This is a genomic window from Ruegeria sp. N4, from assembly GCF_056531425.1.
This window is the reverse complement of record NZ_JBQFLT010000001.1, coordinates 505,239-521,479: the sequence shown is the minus strand read 5'-3', so window position 1 is coordinate 521,479 and position 16,241 is coordinate 505,239. Positions and strand designations below refer to the sequence as shown.

15 protein-coding genes and 1 tRNA gene are annotated in these 16,241 nt (G+C 58.6%); 8 read left to right on the top strand and 8 right to left on the bottom strand.

Annotation, left to right across the window (positions count from 1 at the left end; all coding sequences use genetic code 11):
• Positions 1-69 precede the first annotated feature (69 nt).
• From ACR0LW_RS02575 to fabI, 3 genes are all read right to left on the bottom strand, one after another.
• Positions 70-1,245: an aminotransferase gene (locus tag ACR0LW_RS02575; protein ID WP_480881493.1), complete on the bottom strand. Its 1,176-nt coding sequence runs from the start codon at positions 1,243-1,245 to the stop codon at positions 70-72.
• Between the two features lie 64 nt (positions 1,246-1,309).
• Complete coding sequence (gene gpt, locus ACR0LW_RS02570; RefSeq protein WP_170450379.1) at positions 1,310-1,819, bottom strand: xanthine phosphoribosyltransferase; 510 nt, start codon at positions 1,817-1,819, stop codon at positions 1,310-1,312.
• Between the two features lie 4 nt (positions 1,820-1,823).
• Complete coding sequence (gene fabI, locus ACR0LW_RS02565; protein WP_170450381.1) at positions 1,824-2,630, bottom strand: enoyl-ACP reductase FabI; 807 nt, start codon at positions 2,628-2,630, stop codon at positions 1,824-1,826.
• A 135-nt stretch (positions 2,631-2,765) separates the two neighbouring features.
• Between fabI and pdxH the strand changes: the two genes are divergently transcribed.
• The 4 genes from pdxH to ACR0LW_RS02545 all read left to right on the top strand — a co-directional run bounded on the left by pdxH (position 2,766) and on the right by ACR0LW_RS02545 (position 4,615).
• The gene (gene pdxH / locus ACR0LW_RS02560) at positions 2,766-3,371 is read left to right on the top strand and encodes a pyridoxamine 5'-phosphate oxidase (protein WP_480881492.1); all 606 of its coding nucleotides are present in this window, start codon (positions 2,766-2,768) and stop codon (positions 3,369-3,371) included.
• Between the two features lie 142 nt (positions 3,372-3,513).
• On the top strand, positions 3,514-4,020 hold the full coding sequence (locus tag ACR0LW_RS02555) for a cold-shock protein (protein ID WP_480626273.1): 507 nt from the start codon (positions 3,514-3,516) through the stop codon (positions 4,018-4,020).
• Between the two features lie 7 nt (positions 4,021-4,027).
• Positions 4,028-4,495 (top strand): DUF192 domain-containing protein, encoded by a 468-nt coding sequence (locus tag ACR0LW_RS02550; protein ID WP_480708233.1) that lies wholly within the window; start codon positions 4,028-4,030, stop codon positions 4,493-4,495.
• 43 nt (positions 4,496-4,538) lie between these two features.
• Positions 4,539-4,615, top strand: a tRNA-Pro gene (locus ACR0LW_RS02545).
• Between the two features lie 12 nt (positions 4,616-4,627).
• Here the strand turns inward: ACR0LW_RS02545 and ACR0LW_RS02540 are convergent.
• Positions 4,628-5,062 carry a hypothetical protein gene (locus tag ACR0LW_RS02540; protein WP_170450388.1) on the bottom strand — a complete coding sequence of 145 codons (435 nt, stop codon included), beginning with the start codon at positions 5,060-5,062 and terminating at the stop codon, positions 4,628-4,630.
• Positions 5,063-5,593: 531 nt separating this feature from the next.
• Between ACR0LW_RS02540 and ACR0LW_RS02535 the strand changes: the two genes are divergently transcribed.
• Together ACR0LW_RS02535 and ACR0LW_RS02530 are read left to right on the top strand one after the other, a co-directional pair.
• The gene (locus ACR0LW_RS02535; protein ID WP_480881491.1) at positions 5,594-9,214 is read left to right on the top strand and encodes a vitamin B12-dependent ribonucleotide reductase; all 3,621 of its coding nucleotides are present in this window, start codon (positions 5,594-5,596) and stop codon (positions 9,212-9,214) included.
• A 961-nt stretch (positions 9,215-10,175) separates the two neighbouring features.
• A complete protein-coding gene (locus ACR0LW_RS02530) occupies positions 10,176-10,418 on the top strand; it encodes an EF-hand domain-containing protein (protein ID WP_170450391.1) in 243 nt (80 codons plus the stop codon).
• A 54-nt stretch (positions 10,419-10,472) separates the two neighbouring features.
• On the opposite strand, the gene ACR0LW_RS02525 is transcribed toward ACR0LW_RS02530, so the two are convergent.
• On the bottom strand, positions 10,473-12,017 hold the full coding sequence (locus ACR0LW_RS02525) for a trimethylamine methyltransferase family protein (protein ID WP_480581034.1): 1,545 nt from the start codon (positions 12,015-12,017) through the stop codon (positions 10,473-10,475).
• A gap of 403 nt (positions 12,018-12,420) precedes the next feature.
• Between ACR0LW_RS02525 and ACR0LW_RS02520 the strand changes: the two genes are divergently transcribed.
• A complete protein-coding gene (locus ACR0LW_RS02520) occupies positions 12,421-12,948 on the top strand; it encodes an outer membrane protein (protein ID WP_480581036.1) in 528 nt (175 codons plus the stop codon).
• 5 nt (positions 12,949-12,953) lie between these two features.
• Here ACR0LW_RS02520 and ACR0LW_RS02515 read toward each other — a convergent pair whose 3' ends face one another.
• Genes ACR0LW_RS02515 through ACR0LW_RS02505 form a run of 3 tightly spaced genes read right to left on the bottom strand, consistent with a single transcriptional unit; the run spans position 12,954 to position 14,694 of the window.
• Positions 12,954-14,141, bottom strand: coding sequence for a pyridoxal phosphate-dependent aminotransferase (locus tag ACR0LW_RS02515; protein WP_480581038.1), 1,188 nt, complete (start codon positions 14,139-14,141; stop codon positions 12,954-12,956).
• Positions 14,142-14,197: 56 nt separating this feature from the next.
• Positions 14,198-14,542, bottom strand: coding sequence for an MmcQ/YjbR family DNA-binding protein (locus ACR0LW_RS02510; protein ID WP_480626042.1), 345 nt, complete (start codon positions 14,540-14,542; stop codon positions 14,198-14,200).
• Positions 14,539-14,694 carry a hypothetical protein gene (locus ACR0LW_RS02505; RefSeq protein WP_480881490.1) on the bottom strand — a complete coding sequence of 52 codons (156 nt, stop codon included), beginning with the start codon at positions 14,692-14,694 and terminating at the stop codon, positions 14,539-14,541. Before ACR0LW_RS02505 ends, ACR0LW_RS02510 begins: the two co-directional genes overlap by 4 nt.
• A gap of 55 nt (positions 14,695-14,749) precedes the next feature.
• Between ACR0LW_RS02505 and cysS the strand changes: the two genes are divergently transcribed.
• Positions 14,750-16,195 carry a cysteine--tRNA ligase gene (cysS, locus tag ACR0LW_RS02500; protein WP_480881489.1) on the top strand — a complete coding sequence of 482 codons (1,446 nt, stop codon included), beginning with the start codon at positions 14,750-14,752 and terminating at the stop codon, positions 16,193-16,195.
• Positions 16,196-16,241: the final 46 nt, after the last annotated feature.

Below are 16,241 nucleotides of genomic sequence, written 5' to 3'. Positions count from 1 at the left end.
GTGTTTTTGGCAGGTCTCTGCCCTGTTGGTCGGGGCCCTGAATACGACGCGTGCCGCCGGGGGGCAAGCTTAGAAGGAAAGCGCCTGCAAACGATCGAACAACCGGCCGATTCCGGCCCGGTCCAGATTGGCAAAAGCCACACGGACCTGCCGTTCCCCGGCAGGGTCGCCTGCAGGCATGAACATGGTGCCCGGCAACAGCAGAATACCTGCTTCGGGGACCAGACGACGGGCCAATTCATCCGAGGGCATGTCGAACGGATGTTCGAGATAGGCGAAATAAGCGCCAAGCCCCAAAAGCCGCCAACCTTTTGCCGTCAGTGCCTGCATCCCCTCAGCGATGGCAGCGCGGCGGTCTAGGATTTCGTCGCGCTCACCGGCCAGCCACTGGTTCAGGTTCTGCATGCCCCACAGGGCCGCAAACTGGCCGATCTGGCCGGGGCAAATCGCAACGGTGTCCAGAAATTTCTCGATCTCGGCCAGCAAGGCCGCGCTGGTCGCAATGGCGCCGACCCTGTGCCCGGTCAGGCGATAGGCTTTCGAGAAGGAATAGAGATGCACCAGCGTCTCATCCCAGCCGGGCTGTTGGAACAACTCATGCGGGGGGCCACTGCGGCTGTCGAAATCGCGATAGGTTTCGTCGACCAGAAGGTAGATGCCCGCCTTGCGCGCCAGATCATAGAAGGCGCGGACCAGATCAGCCGGGTACTCGACCCCGCCGGGATTGTTGGGCGTGACCAGGGAAATCGCGCGCGTCTTGTCGGTGATCAGAGCGCGCGCCTGATCCGGGTCGGGCAGCAGATCCTCACCGGTGGGCAGATCGATAGCTTGCACGCCTGCCATGTCCAGCCACATTTTGTGGTTGAAATACCAGGGGGTTGGCAGGATCACCTCATCCCCCTGATCGGTGATGGCCGAGATGACGGCTGAGAAGGCCTGATTGCAGCCCGAGGTGATCGCAACCTGTTCCGGCATCACAGTGGCTACGTAATGATCTCCGATCTGGTTGGCCAGTTCGGTGCGCAGATCGTCATTGCCCAAAACGGGTCCGTAGAGATGCGCGCTGTCCTGCTGCACCGTGAAGTCGGCCATGGCCTGCCGCAGGGCCAGCGGCGGAGGATCCACCGGCGCGGCCTGGCTGACATTGATCAGAGGGTGATCATCGGGAAATGTGACGCCGTCCAGCCAACGCCGCGCCTCCATCACCGGGGGTGGGAAGGTGGCGCTGGTGCGGGTCTGGGTCATGGCGTGCCGATCTTTTGCGAGGCTCTGCCTCGCGCTCCGAGGTATTTTTAAACAGAAGAAGGGATCAGTCGGTGCCGCGATAGGGCTCGACATATTGCAGGGCCATATCCCACGGGAAGAAAATCCAGGTGTCCTGGCTGACCTCGGTGATGAACGTGTCCACCATTGGGCGGCCTTTGGGCTTGGCGTAAACGGTGGCGAAATGCGCCTTGGGATACATGGCGCGTACCAGTTCCAGGGTTTTGCCGCTGTCGACCAGATCGTCGATGATCAGAACACCTTCGCCGTCCCCCATAAGCGCCGCATCGGGGGCTTTCAGCACTTCGGCCTCACCCTGTTCCTGATGGTGGTACGAGCGGACGCTGATTGTATCGACGGTGCGAATATCAAGCTCGCGGCTGACGATCATCGCGGGGGCCATGCCGCCACGGGTGATCGCAACAACCGCGCGCCATGCGCCGTCATCGGGGCCTTGCCCGTCCAGCCGCCACGCCAAAGCGCGCGAATCGCGGTGGATCTGATCCCAGCTGATGTGAAATCCCTTTTCGTGGGGCAGGCGGTCCTTGGCGCTCATGTCTTTAGCCTTTCTCGACGTCCGGGGCATCGACGGCCTTCATGCCGACAATGTGATAACCCGAATCCACGTGCAGGTTTTCCCCGGTCACACCGCCGGACAGGTTCGACAGCAGATACAGCGCCGAATTGCCCACATCGTCGATGGTCACGTTGCGGCGCAGGGGCGAGTTATACTCGTTCCACTTCATGATATAGCGGAAGTCGCCGATGCCGCTGGCGGCCAGCGTCTTGATCGGACCGGCCGAGATCGAGTTCACGCGGATGCCGTCCTTGCCCAGATCTTCGGCAAGGTATTTGACCGATGCCTCAAGCGCCGCTTTGGCCACGCCCATCACGTTATAATGTGGCATCACCTGTTCAGCGCCGTAATAGGTCAGCGTGATCGCGCTGCCGCCTTCGGACATCATCTTTTCGGCCCGTTGCATCACAGCGGTAAAGGAATAAACCGACACATCCATGGTCAGTTTGAAATTCGCCCGGCTGGTGTCGACATAGCGACCGCGCAATTCGTTCTTGTCGGAAAATCCGATGGCATGAACGACGAAATCCAGCTTGCCCCATTTTTCTTCCAGCGCGGTGAACAGCGCATCGATCGATGCTTCGTCACTTACGTCGCAGGGCAGGACAACCTCGCTTCCCAACTGAGCCGCCAATGGATCGACGCGCTTTTTCAGAGCATCGCCCTGATAGGAAAAGGCCAGCTCGGCCCCGGCGTCGGACAAGGCGCGGGCGATTCCCCATGCGATTGATTTGTCATTGGCCAGTCCCATGATGAGGCCGCGTTTTCCGGCCATCAACTGATTTGACATGTTTGGTTCTCCGCCTGTCTTCGCGATGTGTTGCGTTGGTTTATGCCATTGGGTGCCCTGCATCAAGGCCGTGCACCCTTGCCCGCAGCAGGTTCTCGCCTTAGGTTCGGGGACAATACTTTCCAGGGGATGGAAATGACCGAGCGTGATGGCATCTTTGCTGGCTCCGATCCGTTTGAAATAGCGGCTCGGTGGTTAGGCGAGGCTGAAAAGACTGAATCAAACGACCCCAATGCAATTGCCCTGGCAACTGTCGATGCCGATGGCATGCCCAATTCGCGCATGGTTCTGTTGAAAGATATTGAACCGAACGGTTTTGTTTTCTACACAAACTATGAAAGCAAAAAGGCGTCCGAGTTGGACGGTGCAGGGAAGGCCGCTTTTGTCATGCACTGGAAATCATTGCGGCGTCAGATCCGAGTTCGTGGTACAATCACCCGCGAAGATGGGCCGAAAGCGGATGAATATTATGCATCCAGGTCACTGAAAAGCCGGTTGGGGGCTTGGGCATCGCGGCAATCACAACCGCTCAGCAGTCGGGCCGCGCTGATGGCCGAGGTAGCCAAGGTGACGGCAAAGCACGGTCCTAATCCTGCACGGCCACCGTTTTGGGGAGGGTACAGATTAGCACCAACCGAAATCGAATTCTGGGCTGACGGGGCGTTTCGTCTGCACGACAGATTCAGGTGGCAACGGGAAAAGCCGGATTCGGTGTGGCATGTGGAAAGGTTGAATCCATGACGTTCACGTGTCGCGAAATGCAACAATCAGAAAATAAACGACTTTTTCAGCTTGAAATTGTGGGTCATTCCCATAAACAACAAACCCTTAACGAACTGCTAAAATTCGCGATGGGAAAACAGTGCCAGAAGATCTGAACAACATGTATCGCGTCCGGGGACACGTAAAATGGTTCGATCCCGCAAAGGGATACGGATTTGTTGTGTCTGACGAAGGCGGTCCGGATATTCTGTTGCACGTGAACGTGTTGCGCAATTTCGGTCAAAGCTCGGTCGCGGACGGGGCAGGGATCGAGATCATGACCCATCGCACCGATCGCGGCGTTCAGGCGGTCGAGGTGATCAGTGTTGATCCGCCTGCACGCACGGACTCGATGCTGCTGGCTGATTTTGCCGAACTTGATCCTGACGTGATCTCTGACGCCCCGCTGGTGGCGGCGCGGGTCAAATGGTTCGACAAGGGCAAGGGCTTTGGTTTTGCCAATGTCTTTGGTCGCGGCGAAGATGTGTTCCTGCATATCGAGGTTCTGCGCCGCTCGGGCCTTGCGGATCTGCAGCCGGGCGAGGCGCTGGCGATGCGGGTGATCGATGGCAAACGCGGGCGCATGGCGGCACAGGTTCTTGCCTGGGAAGCCGCGTTGGACGACTAATACTTTCATGATGCGCTGCCTTACCGTTCCTGCCGTGATCCTTACGATGTGGGCCGGGAACGTGTTTGCCGAATGCCGGCCTGACCGAGTCGAATTGAAAAACGATCAGGCGCAGATTCGGTTCGACGTCGAGCTTGCCGTTACCCCGCAAGAACGATCCCGCGGCCTTATGTTCCGCGAGCATCTTGCGAACCGGTCGGGCATGTTGTTCGTGTTCGATCCGCCGCAGCCGGTTGTGTTCTGGATGAAGAATACTCTGATACCGCTCGACATCATCTTTCTGGACAAGACCGGAGCCGTGACGCGCGTCCATCAGGGGGCCATTCCGGGCGATTTGACCCCGATTGAAGGGGGCGATGCCGTGTTTGCGGTGTTGGAAATCAACGCCGGTTTGTCTGCGCGATACGGGATCGAGGCGGGAACCCAGATGCGGCACGAAATTTTTTCGCAAGGCCCAGCAATTTGGCCCTGTTAGGGCTTTTCAAATCAGATCGGCATCGTTAGGAAGGCGCACGGTCCGGGGCGTGGCGCAGTCTGGTAGCGCACCTGTTTTGGGTACAGGGGGTCGTAGGTTCGAATCCTGCCGCCCCGACCACTTTTCTTCCCTTCAAGTCGGCGAGCCACCCAACGCGCGGTAAAGCGTGCTCATCGTCTTGTCCAATTCTTCGCTTTCCACCGGAACCTCAACTTTTGATCCGTTTTTCTGCGGCACTTCAAACACCAGCGACGCATCGACCCTGTAGCCGCCCGAGGTTTTGGTCGGGATCAGCCGCATGATGCTTTTGGGCAGGTCCTGAGGGTCCCCGTCGTAGTTCAGAATCAGGAACGCGGTCGCTTCGGGCGGCAAAAACTCGCTACACGCAAAACCGCGATCCCCGAGTTTTTGAAAGGTTTCGCCGGGGCCGGAACAGCTGGCTTCGAAGGTTTCGAACAGGCGCGTGGGGTAGGTTTCGAACTGCGCGCTGCGTGACGCATCGGGCACATCTTGTTGTGTGCAGGCCACGATCAGGGCCAGTGCCGGGAGAAAGCGAAACGGCTGCATCTTCTTGTAAGCCCTCAATCATTTACGTTTTTGTCACGCGCCGGATTTGCCGGATTGCAAAGGCGCGGGATGATTCTGTTTCAACCTAGCCAGTCGGGCGTTGGTTGATCAAACGCTGATAACTGTGCTGGTAAAAACAACAATTCCATTTTGAGAGATTTGGGTTCGGCGGAATTTCGCCGTGGATCATTCTGTGGAGGAATCGCAGCACCGGGCCCCGAGGCCTCTGTCGGGGGTCGGGTCAACACAAAAGATTTCAAAAATGACCTAAAAATGCCGTTGACGATCTATGGTGAGATACGCCAGATTGTATGAGCCGAACAAGACGCCACTACATCTGGTATGAAATCCGGGGGCGGCGCGGGCGAGGGACGGAACGCACACCAAAGAATTGTGCAACCGCTAAGACGGTTATGCGTTGCCACGGGCAACGCCTGATCTTCTGCGTCTGTCAGGTTCGGCATGGTGGTGGGCCCGGTATTTCATGGGTCTGACGCTGGGTAGACGGTCATTAATTCGAAGGCAGCGGACATGAAAATTGAAAGAAAATTCACCAAGCCGGGGCAGGACGCATACGCAGATCTTGATTTCGTGTCTGCAACATCAGAGATCCGGAACCCCGACGGAACCATCGTTTTTCGGTTGGACAACATCGAAGTTCCGTCAAGCTGGAGCCAGGTGTCCAGCGACGTCATTGCGCAGAAATACTTCCGCAAGGCCGGTGTTCCGTCCAAGCTGAAGAAAGTAAAAGAGAAAGACGTCCCCGAATTCCTGTGGCGCTCGGTTCCTGCCGATGGTGCTGAATTCGATGGTGAGACGTCCTCGAAGCAAGTGTTCGACCGTCTGGCAGGCGCGTGGGCCTATTGGGGCTGGAAGGGCGGCTATTTCTCGGATGAAGAGGACGCGCGCGCGTATTTCGACGAGATGCGCTATATGCTGGCGACCCAGCGTGCCGCGCCGAACTCGCCGCAGTGGTTCAACACCGGTCTGCACTGGGCCTATGGCATCGACGGCCCGGCGCAGGGGCACCATTATGTCGATTACAAAACCGGCAAGCTGACCAAATCGAAATCCGCTTATGAACACCCGCAGCCGCATGCCTGCTTCATCCAGTCCGTCGATGATGATCTGGTGAACGAAGGCGGCATCATGGATTTGTGGGTGCGTGAGGCGCGCCTGTTTAAATACGGTAGCGGAACCGGAACCAACTTCAGCCATCTGCGGGCCGAAGGCGAGGCGCTGTCAGGTGGCGGCAAATCCTCGGGCCTGATGGGCTTCCTCAAGATCGGCGACCGCGCCGCCGGTGCGATCAAATCAGGCGGGACAACCCGTCGGGCCGCAAAGATGGTGATCGTCGATGCCGATCACCCGGATATCGAGCAATTCATCGAATGGAAGGTGATCGAAGAGCAGAAAGTGGCCTCGATCGTTGCCGGTTCGAAGATGCACGAGAAGATGCTGAACGGCATTTTCGAGGCTATCCGGTCCTGGGACGGGTCTGCCGATGATGCCTATGATCCGAACGCAAACGACGCCCTGAAAAAGGCGGTGCGTGAAGCCAAAAAAGTTGCGATCCCCGAGACTTACATCAAGCGCGTGCTGGATTACGCCAAGCAGGGCCACGACAGTATCGAGTTCCCGACCTACGACACCGACTGGGATTCCGAAGCTTACAGCTCGGTCTCGGGCCAGAACTCGAACAACTCGATCCGCGTGACCAACGCGTTCCTGACCGCCGTTGAAAAAGACGCCGATTGGGAGTTGATCAACCGCACAGACGGCAAGGTCGCCCGCACCGTCAAGGCGCGTGATCTGTGGGAAAAGGTCGGCCACGCCGCATGGGCCTGTGCCGATCCGGGCATCCAGTTCCACGACACCGTTAACGAATGGCACACTTGCCCCGAAGATGGTGAGATTCGCGGCTCGAACCCGTGTTCGGAATATATGTTCCTGGATGACACGGCTTGTAACCTGGCCTCGATGAACCTGCTGACCTTCCTGAAAGACGGTGAGTTCCAGGCGGAGGATTATATGCACGCCTCGCGTCTGTGGACCCTGACGCTGGAAATCTCGGTAACCATGGCGCAGTTCCCGTCGAAGGAAATCGCGCAACTGTCTTATGACTTCCGCACACTGGGCCTGGGTTACGCCAATATCGGCGGTTTGCTGATGAACATGGGCTACAGCTATGACTCGGACGAAGGCCGGGCGATCTGTGGTGCGCTGACCGCGATCATGACCGGCGTGGCCTACGCGACCTCGGCCGAGATTGCAGGCGAACTGGGTCCGTTCAAGGGCTATGAGCGCAACGCTGATCACATGCTGCGCGTCATCCGTAACCACCGCCGTGCGTCGCAGGGTGTGACGGATGGCTATGAGAAACTGGCGGTCAAGCCGGTGCCTCTGGACCACGGCAACTGCCCCGATAAACGTCTGGTCGATCTGGCCATGTCCGCCTGGGACGAGGCGCTGAGCCTTGGTGAGAAGAACGGCTATCGCAACGCGCAGGCCACTGTGATCGCGCCGACGGGGACCATCGGTCTGGTGATGGATTGCGACACCACCGGGATCGAGCCGGACTTTGCGCTGGTCAAATTCAAAAAGCTCGCGGGCGGCGGTTACTTCAAGATCATCAACCGCTCGGTGCCCTCGGCGCTGGAAAAGCTGGGCTATTCCTCGTCTCAGATCGAAGAGATTGTGGGCTACGCGGTTGGTCACGGCACCATCGGCAACGCGCCGGGGATCAACCACACCTCGCTGACCGGTCATGGTTTTGGCCCCAATGAGTTGGCCAAGGTGGACGCCGCGCTGGAAAGCGCGTTCGACATCCGGTTCGTCTTCAACCAGTGGACACTGGGTGAGGACTTCTGCACCGGCGTTTTGGGCATCCCGGCGACCAAGCTGAACGACCCGACCTTTGACCTGCTGCGCCATCTGGGCTTTACCCGTGCGGATATCGACGCGGCCAACGACCACGTGTGCGGAACCATGACGCTGGAAGGCGCGCCGCACCTGAAAGAGGAACACTATTCGATCTTCGACTGCGCCAACCCGTGCGGCAAGAAAGGCAAGCGTTTCCTTGGGGTTGACAGCCACATCACCATGATGGCGGCAGCGCAGAGCTTTATCTCGGGCGCGATCTCGAAAACGATCAACATGCCGAATGACGCAACCATCGAGGATTGCCAGAAGGCATACGAGCTCAGCTGGTCGCTGGGTGTGAAAGCCAACGCGCTCTATCGTGACGGTTCGAAATTGTCACAACCCTTGGCGGCAGCGCTGGTCGAGGATGACGACGAGGCGGCGGAAGTGCTGGAAAGCGGTTCGGCGCAGGAAAAAGCCGTCGTTCTGGCCGAGAAGGTGATCGAGAAGGTTGTGGTCAAGGAAATGATCCGCAGCCATCGCGAGAAACTGCCCCATCGCCGCAAGGGTTATACCCAGAAGGCGATCGTGGGTGGCCACAAAGTCTATCTGCGCACCGGCGAGTTCGAAGACGGCAAACTGGGCGAGATTTTCATCGATATGCACAAGGAAGGCGCTGGCTTCCGGGCGATGATGAACAACTTTGCCATCGCGGTCTCGGTCGGCCTGCAATACGGCGTGCCGCTGGAGGAGTTCGTGGACGCCTTCACCTTCACCAAGTTCGAACCGGCGGGGATGGTGCAGGGCAACGACTCGATCAAGAACGCGACCTCGATCCTGGACTACATCTTCCGCGAACTGGCCGTGTCCTATCTGGACCGCACCGATCTGGCCCATGTGAAACCCGAAGGCGCAAGCTTTGACGATCTTGGTCGCGGCGAGGAAGAGGGCGTCTCAAACGTCTCGGAAATCAGCGACAGTGCGGCGTCCAAGTCCTTGGAAGTGCTGAAACAAATCAGCTCGACCGGCTATCTGCGCAAGCGTTTGCCGCAGGATCTGGCAGTGTTTAACGCGGGTCAGGCCGAACTGAACGGCATGGCAGAAACTGCAGCGGCCTTCGATACCCCGGTCGCCGAAACAGCCGTGGCAACCGGCATGGACGCCCGCACCAAAGCCAAGATGCAAGGCTACGAGGGCGACCCGTGCGGCGAATGCGGAAACTACACGCTGGTGCGCAACGGTACCTGCATGAAGTGCAACACCTGCGGCGCGACAAGCGGGTGTAGCTAAGGAATTGTAGGTTGGGGACCAGTGGTTGCAACACTGATCCCCGGCTGATCTCGCAATCGATTAGCGCGCTGCGAGATAAACCAAATCCGGCCCAAGTAGGGTCGACAGATGAAAAGGAAGCAGATCGGTATTTGGTGATCAATAGCGTGCTTAGAAATACAGAGTTGTCCCGAGACTTACCAACAGGAAATCGTGACCGCCTGTGAATAAGGAGCCTGCGAAATGGCAAAAAATACCGGAGACGGATATCGCCGAGGCGCTGTAACTGGACGCACACAGTTTCAGCGAGACGATGGAAATTGGCAAAAGCGTGATGAACGTACTGGCCAGTTCATGCCCGTGAAGGACGATGGCAAACCCTACAAGGGTGTCGCCAAGGAGCCTGATGGGCGAGACACTCCCAACGCTTAGTTGGGAAAATATTAGCGCCCCGGCACCCCGGGGCGCAGGGGTCGGATAGCTGCCACAGGTACCGACCCCGACGAATACGGAGAATGGTCGCAAGACTTACCAAAGACCTTTCTCCACTTGGCCGACATGCCCGTGTTGGCCGCAAACAGGGTGGGGCGGAATATTTGCTCCCTTCCACTCTTTCACGGGGCGGGTGCGCTCGCCCCATGCGCAGTCCAGGCCGCAGGCAAAAAATACCGGGCGGTCAACGAAATGAGCCTGGGAGGCGAAACTGACAGGGGGCTTCGGCCCCCTTTCTTTTTTGCTGCGCCGAGTCGCCTCTTATCAGCAAGCCCTTGCCGGATCGGCTGCATTTTGTCGGGCAAGAATCGCCGACGGGCGGGTTGCGCGTTTCGTCCAGCAAGGGATTGCGGACCCGACTCGGGGAAAGTCGCAAATAATGGCGCGAAATCCCGCAGTTCAGGTCAATGGGGTGACCAGAACCGGGTTGAAGGTGTTTGTAAGACCTGTCCGGACGCAAACACGAAAAACTCACTCAGGAGGCACTAACATGAAACCGCAAAATCTGGCCGTTATTTCGGCAATCGCACTCGGGCTGCCCGCGCTGGCACTGGCGCAATCGGCGGCGGACACGAACGGGGATGGCGTGCTGACCATCGACGAAGTGCAGGCCGTCGTGCCCGAGGTGGACGCCGATACCTTCTCGGCCATGGATGCCAACGGCGACGGCGCGTTGGATCAGGACGAAGTCGCAATCGCACAAGAGGCCGGACTGCTGCCCAACAACGGGTAATCCGGCATGACAAAAGGCGGTCCGATCCCCATCGGACCGCCTGTTTTCAATATGTTACGCGGGCAAGTGAATGTTGAACTTGCTGCGCAGTTCCGCATCCAGAAGCGGATCAAAGCGGGCAGGCGAAGGCATCCCGAGGATTTCTTCCTTTCGTGCGGTGGCCTTGTCCAGCAAATCCGGCTTGCCCAGTTCGGCCCATTCTTTTGGCGACGTCCGATCCCCGAAGGTGGGGTAGACGTAATCGACCTGCATCCGGCTAAGCGTGGCGTCGGTTCCAAGATAATGCCCGGGGCCGCCCATGCAGACCTGAGCAATCTGGTCCAGAGCGAGCGTTTCGTCATTGACTTCGATCCCGCGAACACAGCGCTGCGCCTGTCCGATCAGATCGTCGCTGAGGATAAGGCTTTCGAAACAGAAACCCAGCAGCGAGGCGTGCATACCGGCGGATTCATACACCATGTTCAGCCCGGACAATCCGGCCATGACGTTCGAGCACATCTGCTCCCACCCGGCCTGCATGTCGGGCATTTTCGAATCCGAAGCACCCGCAGCAGCGCCGCCCGGCAGGTCGTAGAACTGATGCATCTGGGCGCAGCCTGCGCTTAGCAATGCCTGCTCTCCGGACCCGATGGACATGGCACCGGTCCGCAGGTCCAGACCGAAAGGCCAGGTGCCAAAAATCGCGGGTGCGCCTGGCTTTACGGCATTTACATAAACCAAACCGGCGAGACATTCTGCCGTTGCCTGAGTGATGGCGCCGGCGATGGTAGAAGGCGCGGTGGCCCCGGCCATGCCTGCGGACAGCAACAAAACCGGCATTCCGGCCTTGATGCATTCCTCCATCACTTCGCAGCTTTCGGTGGCGAATTTCATTGGAGGAACGACAAAGCAGTTCGAATTGGAAACAAAAGGCCGCTCGCGCCACTTGTCCTCGCCACCTGCAATCATGTGCAGCATCTCCATGGCCGGGGCCACGTGCGACGGTTCGGTAAACGAGGTGCCGATATGCTTGTAAGTTCCTGAACAGGCAGCATAAACCGTGTTGTAGTCCATTTCCATGTTGTCGAGAATGTCGCGACACACCATCGGGCGCTGGACAAAGTGGATGTTGTCGAGCTGCTGGCAAATCCGCGCCGCGTCATGCAGATCCTGCACGGTTGAATCGCGGTATTCGCGGCCATGGACGTCAACCATGCTGACAGCGGCCCCGGCGGTGCCATAGTGGACCTTGGTCCCGGTCAGATCCAGATCGTGTTGCCCGTCGCGGCTGTATAGGGTGATCGACCGGTTTGCCTTGGCGATCGTATCTTCGACCAACGCGCGGGGAAACCGGATGCGCCCATCATCGCCCAGCGTACATCCTGCACCAACCAAATAGTCGATTCCGCTTTGCGGGGCGTCGGCAAGGCCAATGGTTTCAAGGGCTTGCAGCGCGGCGTTGTGAATTTTCTCGATCTGCGCCTGCGTCAGGGGCTTGTAGGTTCCACCCTCCATGCCGGGGCGGATCGGGCGCAGATGCTCGGGCAGCGCCGAGGCACGGGCTGCTCGGCGCGCAGAGCGCCCACCGCTGCGAGAGGTGTTACGGGGTTGGTCATTCATGTCAGGGGTCCGGTCTTTGGAATCAGTCTTGAGTGTGAAGGATCAAGACAGCTGCGGACGCCCGCGCGCCGCACGCCCGCGATCCGCGCCGATGGTGCGGCTGATCAGACGTATTTTCCAAATTTCGTTCGGCATGGAACCTCGCTATTCGTGGTCGCAATAGTTGCAGCGAAGGGCGACGCGATCTGTCCCGTTTGCGACGCGGTGGTAAAAAACCGGCAGGTTTCGAAGCGGGCCTCGCGAGATAGGTGTCAGAGTCAGATTTTCTCCCGTTAGGGAAGAAATCTGTTATAGTTTATTAACTTATTGCTGAATAACTCGTGAAGTGAATTGAATTTCGGTCCCTGTAGACCACCTGTTATGTTAAGCCTGTTGCCGCTTATTTTGGATTGAGCGTGTCCTGATGACGGAGATGAAATCGCTTTCGGCCCTGATTGTCTGGATGACAATCGCCAGTGTCGGTCCCGCCTTTGCGCAGGACTGGACCGGGGCCTATGCCGGTTTCAGTTTCGGATACGCCGAGGCGGATGGCCCGGCTGGGTCCAGCGGCGACAACACCGTCTTTGGGGCGCATATCGGGTACGATCAGGATTTTGGCAATTTCGTATTGGGTGGCGAACTGGAATATAACCGTTTGTCCCTGAACCTGAGCCAGGATCAGGGCAGTCTGGACAGCATGACCAGCGTCAAGCTGCGCGGTGGATACGATTTTGGTGGTGCGTTGGGATATGTTGTTGTCGGCGCCGCCCGCGCAGAGACCTCAGCCGACAGCGATACGGCAGCTGTCTATGGGATTGGCGTGGCCTATCCGATTGGCGAGAATTTTATCATCAGCGGTGAGGCGTTGCGCCAGAACTTTGACGATGTGACCCGGTCCGAAGGGGGCCTTGGGTCGAACGTTTTCAATCTGCGCACAACTTTCCGGTTCTAGGCCGGTTACTCTGCCGCCCGTTGATCCGCCAGATTGGCCGCACACTCACAAAGGATCTGCAAGGCCGAAGCGAACCGATCATCATCCACCGTCATGGCAACACGAATGTGACCAGCAGCAGCGCGTCCAAAACTTTCACCCGGCATCACGGCAATCGCGTGTTGATCCAGCAGGGCATTCGCGAACTCTTCGCCGCTCAGCCCGGTCGCGCGCACGTCCAGCATCAGGTACATCGCGCCTTGTGCGGGGACGAGGCCAACGGTTTGCTGCCGGGCCAGAATCTCTTTGGCCAGCGCGCGGCGGCGGCGGAAAGGGGCGGCGATTTCGGCCTCTAACTCAGTTCCCGCATTCAGGGCAAAACTGGCGGCGTCCTGAACGAAACCGGGCACCCCGTAAGTGGTATGTGTTGCCAGATTGATCAGATGTGAAATCACCTCTTCCGGGCCTACGATCCAACCGCAGCGCGAGCCGGTCATGGCATGGGATTTCGACATCGAACCAACGACCAGCGTCCGCTCGACCATGCCGGGCAGGGCGCGGGGCGAAATGTGCTCACCTTCCCAAACCTGCGTATCATAGACCTCGTCCGATATCAGCCACAGGTCGCGGAGAGTGCATAATTCGGAAATGTTTTCAATCGTTTCGCGGGAATAGACAACGCCAGTGGGATTGTTGGGTGAGTTGATCAGCAAGGACACGGCCCCATCCGCGACCGCATCAATATCTTCAGCGCGGGGCTGAAAGGCATTGTCGGCCGACGTTTGAACAGCGCGCGCAATGGCTCCGGCACCGCGGATCGTGCCGGGGTAGGTCGCGTAGTAGGGATCAAGGTAAAGACCCAAACCCCCCGGATCACAGACTGCGGTATGCGCCGCGAACAGGGCGGCTTGTCCGCCGGGGGTGATCAGCACGTTGTTGCGGGACGTGGGCACGCCGGTCCGCATCTGAACCCGTGCTGCCACCGTGTCGCGCAAAAGATCGGTGCCAGGCACCATGGCATAGCCGGTATGGCCGGACCGCGCCGAAAGATCCATGGCTTGCAGGATCGAGGCATCGGTGCGGATGTCATGCTCGCCAATCGTCAGTTCGGTTACAGCGTGACCCTCGCTGATCATGCGACGCGCGCGGTAGAACACGTCCCACCCGTCGCTGCCGCCGCCGGTAAGATGCGTGATGCGATTTGACAGTTTCATGCAATGCCCCTGTTTGTCTTGACGCTGAATGGGGCAGAGCCGCCAGCGAATGTCAATCAGCTTCGCGCGGGCAGGGTGGCCTGAACCTTTTTGGTGAGCGATGCGCGCACCAGATCGTACGAAGCGGCCAGCCGATGCCGCATCTCTTCCTCATCCGCATCAAAGGGCAGGCGCACCCAACTGCGGTGAAAATACGGGGCTTTGACGCCCACGCCTGCGTCGATCAGCATCTGGGCGGTTTCGATGTCCGGTGTCTTGACCGAGACACCGTCATTTGCCGTGCCGATGCAGGCAAACATCTTGCCGCCCACCTTCCAGGCGTCGTGGCCGCCACCCCAGGGGTCCGACCATTCGGCCCCCGGCAGGTCGCGGCATACTGAGTTGACGAAATCCCGGCTCATGGTCGCAGAGTGCCGAGGAAGGTCCGCAAACTCAAGCCTTGGCTTGGCGCGTGACGCGTGTTATGCCAAGCGCCATGAACCGGATGAGCTGCATCATTATCTGCTGCATTACCTGCTGATTTATCAAGCGGGCCGGTTTCTTTCGTTTTCATCTCTGAGACAAGTTGCTAAGCCCGCGCCAACGCGCAAGCTTTAGGAGCCCGAGTGATGACGACAATCAAGCTGCACAACACGCGGACGCGGACGAAGGAAGATTTCGTTCCGATCGATGCCGAAAACGTGCGGATGTATGTCTGTGGACCCACCGTCTATGACCGGGCCCATCTGGGTAACGCGCGGCCGGTGGTGGTGTTCGACACGCTGTATCGGGTGTTGCGTCATGTCTTTGGCGCGGATCATGTGACTTACGTGCGCAATTTCACCGACGTAGACGACAAGATCAACGTGACCGCGCTGAAGCGCAAACAGGCCGGGGCCGAAGGGTCTCTGGAGCAGTTGGTCCACGAACGCTCGGATGAGACCATCGGGTGGTATCTGCACGATATGGGCGCGCTTGGGACGCTGGAACCGAACCAGATGCCACGCGCAACTGAGTTTATCCCTCAGATGATCGAGATGATCGAAGACCTGATCGCCAAGGGCCACGCCTATGCGGCCGAAGGTCATGTGTTGTTCGCGGTGGACTCGTGGAAGGAAGGCTATGGCAAGCTGTCGGGTCGGTCGGTCGATGACATGATCGCGGGCGCACGGGTCGAGGTTGCGCCGTACAAGAAAAACCCGATGGATTTCGTGCTGTGGAAGCCCTCGACCGATGATCTGCCGGGGTGGGAGTCGCCCTGGGGCCGGGGTCGACCGGGTTGGCATATCGAATGCTCGGCCATGAGCTATGAGCTGCTGGGGGAGAGTTTTGACATCCACGGCGGCGGCAACGACCTGATGTTCCCGCACCACGAAAACGAGATCGCGCAAAGCTGCTGCGCGCACCCCGAGGGTGAGTTCGCTCGGGTCTGGATGCACAATGAGATGCTGCAGGTCGAAGGTAAGAAGATGTCCAAGTCGCTGGGCAATTTCTTCACCGTGCATGACCTGTTGGAACAGGGCGTACCGGGTGAGGTGATCCGCTTTGTTTTCCTGCAGACCCATTATCGCAAGCCGATGGATTGGACCGAAAAGAAGGCGCGTGAGGCCGAGGCAACGCTGCGCAAGTGGCGGGCGCTGACAGCGGGCATCGAGCCCGCCGCCAGCGCGGCACCCTCGGTGATCGCGGCACTTGCGGATGATCTGAACACGGCGGGTGCCATTGCAGAACTCTACCGTTTGGAACGCCAGATCAGCCGTCAAAAAAACGCATCGAACGAACCTGTGAATTTGCAGGATGGATTATTGCAGAACTTCTTGGCTTCTGCACAATTGATGGGACTTCTGTTGCCCGAAATGGGAGCTTGGGCGGACGCAGCATCCGTTGATCTGACCTCTCATTCCGATCGATTGGCAACGGCCCGCGCCTCAGCGATGCAAAACAAGGATTTCTCGGAGGTTGATCGTCTAAAGTCAGCCTATATCGCCGCCGGTCTTGAGGTCCGCATGAGCAAGAATGGCGTTGAACTGGTCCCCGGTCCGGGTTTCGATCCTTCGAAGTTGGAGAAAATATAGATCACCGTTCAACCCGGGGCTTGCCCGGGCAGCGCCCGACCGCCCC